The following is a 7,432-nucleotide window of genomic DNA, read 5'->3' as shown; positions in this document are numbered from 1 at the left end:
AAACTGCTCGCTTACCACGCGCTCTTCGTACCGCTCGTCGCGCGCGCTTAGCGGCTCGTCTAGGCTCACGACGCGCCTAAGCGCCATCCCCTTGGGCTCAAGCTCAATGATCTCATGGCTTAGGCGTGCGGCTTCGAAGCGGTCGTGGGTCACCAAAAGGCAGGCAAGCCCCTCACGTTCGATCTTTGAGACTAAAATTTCGATCAGCACGCCGCGCAGATCGCGATCTAGACCTACAAACGGCTCATCAAGCAGCGCCAGATCGCAGCCGCTAAGGATCGTGCGCAAAAACGCCGTGCGCTTTTGCATGCCGCCGCTTAGCTCGCGCGGGAATTTATTCAGATCGCTCGGGCTTAGCCCGATCTGTGCGGCGAGGGCGTAAATTTCGTTCACGCCCGCGGGGCTAAAAATTTCGATATTTTTAAGCGCCGTGAGGTTCGGTAGCAGGCGGTTTTCTTGAAACAAAAAGCTGATTTTCTTAAAGCCGTTTTCGATCTGCCCGCTTTTTTTATCCTCTAGCCCGCAGACCAGCCGCAAAAGCGAGGTCTTGCCGCAGCCGCTGGGGCCAAAAAGCGTCTTTACTTCACCCGCGCGCAGCTGCAAAGAAAAATCTGAAATTATAACGTCGCGCAGAATTTCGTAGCGCAGATTTGAAATTTTTAGCATCATCTGCTCCACGGCATCAGTAAAATTTGAAGCGGCTTGGTCACGAGATAATCGAAAAGCGCCGTAAAGGCTATGACTAGGCATACATACGCCATGACCTCGACCGTATCGATATTGACGCGCGCTTCGGCGATCTTTGCGCCGATGCCGTCGTTCGCGCCCAAAAGCTCCGCCATCACAAGCACCTTTGCGCCGTTGCTAACCGCGACGTAGATCGCAGGGAGCAGCCGCTCGATTAGGTGCGGCGCGTAGAGGTAGCGCAGTTTTTTTAAAATTGAGCTTTTGTAGCTGTCAAAAAGCTCGGTGTATTCGGTGCTCACGCTGGCCATCGCCTGCGCCGCGGACGCAAAAGTCATCGGCGCGACTACGATAACGACGGTAAAAAGCACGCTTGTGTCGCCGAAATGAAACCAAAATATCGCAAGCACGATCCAAACGATGGGCGGCGTCGAAAGAAGCACGGTAATTAGCGGGTTTAAAAAGGCTCGCAGGCTTTTGAAATACCCCGCCGCAAGCCCGCTGCAAATCCCCGCAAAAAGCGCGAGGAAGGTGCCTGCAAGCGCGCGCTTAAGCGACAAGGCTAGATCGTTTGCGGCGAAATTTTTTAAAATTTCGCACGCCTTAGAAAAAACAGCCGCAGGCTGGGGAAGAATGAGCGGCCCATAAGCCTCGCTCGCCACCTGCCAGACGGCTATGAAAAAGCACACCGCGCCCAAGCTCGCAAAGCCGCCCCACAGATAGTCTATGACGTAAAACGCGGGGTTTTGAGCTTTGCGAATTTTATCGATTTTTAGCATAGAAAAAACTCGTCCTTAGGCATCGCGCCGCCGAGGAGCTTAGGGTTAAATTCCATCAAAATTTCATAAAATTTCAAAAGCTCGTCTTTGATCTCGCTAGGCTTTTTGACGCATAAATTCGACGTATCGATGCTCATAAATATCGCAGGCGGCGGCGCGGGAAAGAAATTTGTCCCGATTGCCGCAGCGCTTTGTTTGTTCGCCTTGATCCACGCAAGCGCGTCTGCTAAATCGGCATTTAAAATTTCAAAATCCGCCTTTTTCGCGGCGTAAAAATCGGTATCTGCGATTATGCCCGCTTGCGGGATGATGGGCTTTACCGAAAACGCCTGTGCCCACATATCGCTTAAATTTGCCCCTCGTTGCACGGTGATGCCCGATACTTTGCCCTTTAAGATCATGGCGCTTGCTAGCGGCTCGACCGTGATCGCGACGTCGTAGTCCTTGGCTAAAAACAGCTGCGCGCTCTCTGCAGGGCTGGCGGTGTAGTCGATGTTTAGCCCGCTGATGCCCTGCTTTTTCGCTATGGCTCGCACGATTATGTCTAGCATATCGTTTTTAAAAGGCATTACGATTTTTTTGCCCTTCAGCTGCGCAAATTCCGTTATCTTCTCGCCCTTGCTCATCACGAAATTTAGCCCCTCGGTGAGGATATTTACCATGCCGATCTTGCGCCCCTGATTTGCGAGGTTCACCCCCACGTTACTAGGACTCATCATGACCTTGTACTCGCCGCTTGCCACGCCCGCGCGCAACTGATCGGGATCGCGCCAAAGCTCAAGCTTGGCATCGTATTTTTTGCCTATCTGCCCCTGCATGCACGCAACGCCGATGATGAGGCTAGGCATCGCAGGCGCGCCGTAGATAGTGAAGGCTTCCTTTGCAAAAAGAGGGCTAGCAAGCCCGCTAGCCGCTAACGCAGACGTTAGTTTTAAGAAATTTCTTCTTTGCATCTGTTACTCCTTAACTTAAAATTTATATCTCTCTTTGTCACACAAATTTAAAACGCCGCATGAAAGCTCAGCCAAAACGTCCTACCAGGAGCATTTATCGTGCTAATCGGAGCAAAAGCCTCGATATGATCGGCGCTTATGAACTCAGCGTATTTTTTGTCAAACACGTTATTTACTCCAAATTTCACGCCGAACTTATCTCGAATATTTACACCCGAATACAGATCCAGCGTCATGAAGCCCTTTGCCGCGTCTTTATCGTCTATACCAAGCCCGTTGGCTGCATCGAAATCACCGCGCGTATGCTTGCTTACGGCTCTGGCTGCAGCTCCTACGTTCCACGAGCCGTATGCGAAATAGTCCTTGTAATCTACGTTTAAATTTAACTCAAACGGGCGGATTTGATACAAAGCTCTACCGTCGGTATCGTTTTGTCCGTAGGTATAGTAGGCTTTTGCAGCGATACCGAAATTTTGCGTAACGTTAAATTTAGCATACGCGCTAGTCTGAATGATTTTGGCATCTACGTTTCGCGCTATTATATCGCCGGAATTTGCGTAAATTCCATACTGTGCGCGAGCGCGATCGAAGATTATTAGATTTTTAACATCGTCGTAGCTGACGAATGCTCCCGCATCCAAATCCCCGCCGAAAGCGCTTTTCATATAATCCGCGCCATCTTTAAATTTAGCTTCGAGCTTCACTAAGTTATGCTCCTCTTTTTTCAAGAACGGATTACCCACTATCGATGAGCCTGGTCTTTGGGATATTAGGCGATTTTGCGCACGATTATAGACGAAATTTCCCAAAGAGTTAAATTTCTCTACGTTATCTCCAATACGCTCTATGTGAGCTATCCGCACGCCGTAGAGCTGATTTTGCGGAGTAAAGTCGTATTTCAGCTCCGCACTATAAGCATCTTCTTTGAGCGTGCCGTCTACCTGCCGCCCATAAAAATTTTGCCACAACATATTGGCGCTAGGAAAGAGCGTCGCAGGATTTAGCGGATTTTCTAACGTAAGATCCGCTTTCTTTGCTTTAGCGATATCTTTTTCGTAAGCTAGAGCCGCAGTTAATTTGTGCTCGGATGAAAATTCGTAGCTTAATGTGTCAAAAATTTTAAAACGATCTATATTCAAATCCGCGAAACGATACGCGTTTAATATGCTCTGGTTGCCGTTTATACGAAATCTTCGCCCCAAATGCTCGTCGCGTTCGTAGCTGGCTCCTATTTGGTTGTGCCAAGATCCCAAATCTGCATCGTATTTAAGATAATAATCCCAAATTTTACGATTTAGCTTGATCTGCATATTTTGCGGGCTATTTCTTAGCTTATAGTTATTCGCTTCACGCTTTATATCACGATAGCGAATCCCAAATCTTACGGTGTTGCTAAGCTCTTCTGGGCCCAAGCGTCCGTCAAGCCGTACGACGTGCCTATCGGTATCTACCGGATCCATCTGATACTCGGGCTGCTTATCGTCATCTATATCGTCGTGCATATATGTAAGGCGAAATTCTGCGTATTCGCTCGGCACAAAACCTAAAATTGCAGCTTGAGCAAAGCGCTCATAGCCGAAATCAACTTCTCGCCTGGATCCGTCCTTGTAACCATTTGCCTTTGTGTGGTTGAGATTGAAAATACCGTAAAATTTGCTAGTACGGAAGTTTGTCAAAGCAGAGTTATAAAAATTTCTGCCGTAAAATCCGCTCTTTAGCCGTAGCGATGAGATCGCCTCGTCTATAGCGTCTACCGCAGAATAATAATTTCGATCTGCGCGATCGAATTGGTTTTCTAACGTCTGCTTTTGTGCCGAAGGCGGAGCGATGAACTTAGGCGGGCCGAAGGATTTTAGCGGACCGAATCTATCTGCATTCGCAAGCTTCTCATCATCGCCAAAGACTCCTTGTGCGCCGAAAAGCATAAAAATTAACGAGGAACTAAGCAAAATTTTTCTCATTTCAACTCCTTAATTGATAATTAGTATAGATTATATCACAACTAAGAGTAAATTTATTTGATTTGAGTCAATATCTACTTTCAAATTCAACCCGTATGCTAAGCTACTACGTTGTATTTATAGGCGTGAAAAAGCAAAATTTATTATTAAATGTGATAAAATCCGCAAATTTCAATCCAAGGACATAAAATGAGAAGCGACATCATCAAAAAAGGCTATACGCGTGCGCCGCACAGAAGCTTGCTAAGAGCGACCGGGCTAAAGGACGAGGACTTTGAAAAGCCATTTATCGGCGTGGCAAATAGCTTCATCGAGATCATTCCGGGGCACTTTTTCCTCAACAAATACTCTGAAATTTTAAAAGACGAGATCCGCAAAAACGGCTGCGTACCCTTTGAGTTTAACTGCATCGGCGTGGACGACGGCATCGCAATGGGGCATAGCGGGATGCTTTACAGCCTGCCTAGCCGCGAGCTCATAGCAAACTCGATCGAAACGGTGATGAACGCACACGCCCTGGACGCTCTGGTCTGCATGCCAAACTGCGATAAAATCGTGCCCGGCATGGTAATGGGCGCGCTTCGCGTGAACGTGCCGACGGTTTTTGTTAGCGGCGGCCCAATGAAAAAGGGCTACACCAAAAAAGGCGAGCCGATCGACCTATCTACGGCGTTTGAGGCGGTGGGTAAATTTGAAACCAAAGAGATCAGCGCCGAGGAGCTAAAAGAGATCGAGTGCAAAGCCTGTCCAAGCGGAGGCAGCTGCTCGGGGATGTTTACGGCAAACTCGATGAATACGCTGTGCGAAGCGATGGGTATCGCGCTAAAAGGCAACGGCACCGTGCCAGCTCTTACGCCTGAGCGCGAGGAGCTTATCCGCGAGGCGGGACGCCGTATCTGCCAGATAGCGCTCGATGAAAAATACAAAATCCGCAACATCGTGAACGAAAAATCGATCCAAAACGCCCTAGTCGTCGATATGGCGATGGGCGGCAGCAGCAACACCGTGCTACACATCCTGGCTATCGCGCGCGAAGCGGGGGTAAATTTACAGATCGCGGGGCTCAACGAGATCAGCCGCAAGATCGCGCACATCGCCAAAATCAGCCCGAGCCTGCCAAACGTGCATATGGAGGACATCGACCGCGCGGGCGGCCTAAGCGCCGTGATAAATGAAATTTCGCGCCGCGATAACGGGCTGCTAGGGCTAGACGCACTAACGGTCACGGGCGAGAGCCTAGGCGAGCGCGTCGGAGCTAGCGTCATAAAAGACGAATCTGTCATCCGCAAGGTCGAAAACGCCTACTCGCAGGTCGGCGGACTGGCGGTTTTGTTTGGAAATTTAGCCGAGCAGGGCTGCGTCATCAAGACCGCGGGCATCATCGGCGAGCGCAAATTTAGCGGCAAGGCGGTCTGCTTTAACAGCCAAGACGAGGCGATAGAGGGGATCTCAAGCGGCAAGGTAAACAAAGGCGACGTGGTCGTCATCCGCTACGAAGGGCCGCGCGGAGGTCCTGGCATGCAGGAGATGCTAAGCCCAACGAGCCTAATCATGGGGCGAGGGCTCGGCGCGGACGTGGCGCTGATCACGGACGGCAGATTTAGCGGCGCGACGAGGGGGCTAAGCGTCGGGCACATGAGCCCGGAGGCCGCCGAGGGCGGTATGATCGGACTGCTGCAAGACGGCGACATCATCGACATCGACGTGGATACATACGCGATCAACGTGCGCCTAAGCGAAGCCGAGATCGCCGAGCGCAGGGCTAAATTTAAGCCGCTTGAAAAACCGCTGCCGTATCGCTGGCTGCGGATGTATCGCAAGCTGGTAACGAATGCTAGCAACGGAGCGATTTTGGAGGCGTAAATTTACGCCTCTGCTTTAACAGATAAATTATTTATAGTTCAAATTTTAATAAATTTAGCTGTTATTAGTGACCAAATTTTAAAAATTTTGCATGAATTTAAACTTTTTCTCGCCATATTTGCAATTTTTTCTTTTATCCCGTTTCCTTTTTCAAGGAAGGTATTTTGAATTTCTACAAATTCTTCCCTATCAAAGTCGCGACTGACTAGCTTTTGAGATAGTTTCATAAATTCTTTATAATCTTTTTCTAGTTCAGGAACGTATATACTTATTAAGAGGTGTAATCTACTAATTTCCATCTTTTTGTTTTCTGAATTTGGAGTTACCTTGCCTATTGCCCTATCTAATGTTTGACCTATTATTTCACTAACTATCAAAAAAGTCTCTTCTAATTTTTGCAGCCTTATTTTTTTATCTTCCCGTTTATTAATAATCCAGCTATATACAACTTGAGTTATAATAGACAACGAAGCGCCAAGAACAATTTTAAAAATATCCACAACAAAGCTTTCTAATAAGGGTACTCATCATATTAAATTTACAAATCCCTTGGATCGGCGATCTTTCCTGCGACGGCGCTAGCTGCGGCGACGGCGGAGTTTGCTAGATACACTTCGCTACTGCGATCTCCCATGCGACCCACGAAATTTCGATTAGTCGTGCTTACGCAGCGCTCACCCACACCTAAAATCCCCATATATCCGCCCAAGCACGCGCCGCAGGTCGGGTTGCTCACGACTGCGCCCGCTTCTACGAAAATATCCCACAGCCCCTCTTTTTGCGCGGCCAGAGCGATCTTTTGCGTCGCAGGCGTGATGATGAGGCGGGTTTTGCGCGCGACCTTGCGACCTTTTAAAATTTGCGCGGCGATTCGCAGATCGGAGAGCCTACCGTTGGTGCAGCTGCCGATAAAGACCTGATCGACGGCGATGTCATCGCGCACCGCCTCGCGCACGCTCTTGCCGTTGCTAGGCAGAAACGGATATGCGATCACCGGATCGAGCCTGCTAACGTCGATTTCTAAAATTTGCTCATAGTTCGCGCCCTCGTCGGAGTAGTGAAATTTCGGCTCAGCGCGCAAATTTTTATCCGCCAAAAATTCCTTCGTGATCTCATCGACCGCGACGATACCGCTCTTGCCGCCCGCTTCGATCGCCATATTGCAAAGCGAAAATCTGCTATCCATATCCAG

The 7,432-nt window shown here is 49.1% G+C and carries 7 protein-coding genes; 1 reads left to right on the top strand and 6 read right to left on the bottom strand.

The window, feature by feature from the left end:
• The 4 genes from Q0257_RS11320 to Q0257_RS11305 form a co-directional block, all read right to left on the bottom strand.
• A partial coding sequence (locus tag Q0257_RS11320) for an ATP-binding cassette domain-containing protein (protein ID WP_298024877.1) occupies nt 1–666 on the bottom strand: 666 nt, incomplete at its 3' end.
• Nucleotides 666–1,463 carry an ABC transporter permease subunit gene (locus Q0257_RS11315; protein WP_298024875.1) on the bottom strand — a complete coding sequence of 266 codons (798 nt, stop codon included), beginning with the start codon at nt 1,461–1,463 and terminating at the stop codon, nt 666–668. The genes Q0257_RS11320 and Q0257_RS11315, both read right to left, overlap by 1 nt.
• Nucleotides 1,457–2,416, bottom strand: a complete 960-nt coding sequence (locus Q0257_RS11310) for an ABC transporter substrate-binding protein (protein WP_298024873.1) — start codon at nt 2,414–2,416, stop codon at nt 1,457–1,459. Before Q0257_RS11310 ends, Q0257_RS11315 begins: the two co-directional genes overlap by 7 nt.
• A 47-nt stretch (nt 2,417–2,463) precedes the next feature.
• Nucleotides 2,464–4,377, bottom strand: a complete 1,914-nt coding sequence (locus tag Q0257_RS11305) for a TonB-dependent receptor (protein WP_298024871.1) — start codon at nt 4,375–4,377, stop codon at nt 2,464–2,466.
• A gap of 189 nt (nt 4,378–4,566) precedes the next feature.
• Between Q0257_RS11305 and ilvD the strand changes: the two genes are divergently transcribed.
• Nucleotides 4,567–6,240 (top strand): dihydroxy-acid dehydratase, encoded by a 1,674-nt coding sequence (gene ilvD, locus Q0257_RS11300; protein ID WP_298024869.1) that lies wholly within the window; start codon nt 4,567–4,569, stop codon nt 6,238–6,240.
• A gap of 38 nt (nt 6,241–6,278) precedes the next feature.
• Here the strand turns inward: ilvD and Q0257_RS11295 are convergent, their stop codons facing one another.
• Both Q0257_RS11295 and Q0257_RS11290 read right to left on the bottom strand, forming a co-directional pair.
• Nucleotides 6,279–6,740 (bottom strand): hypothetical protein, encoded by a 462-nt coding sequence (locus Q0257_RS11295; protein ID WP_298024867.1) that lies wholly within the window; start codon nt 6,738–6,740, stop codon nt 6,279–6,281.
• A 38-nt stretch (nt 6,741–6,778) separates the two neighbouring features.
• Nucleotides 6,779–7,432 (bottom strand): aconitase family protein (locus Q0257_RS11290; protein ID WP_298024865.1); only part of this gene is annotated, 654 nt, incomplete at its 5' end.

Origin of the sequence: uncultured Campylobacter sp. (assembly GCF_938018035.1) — a bacterium.
GTDB lineage: Bacteria > Campylobacterota > Campylobacteria > Campylobacterales > Campylobacteraceae > Campylobacter_B.
Note: the sequence above shows the minus strand (reverse complement) of the source record. Positions and strands in the feature narration are given on the sequence as shown.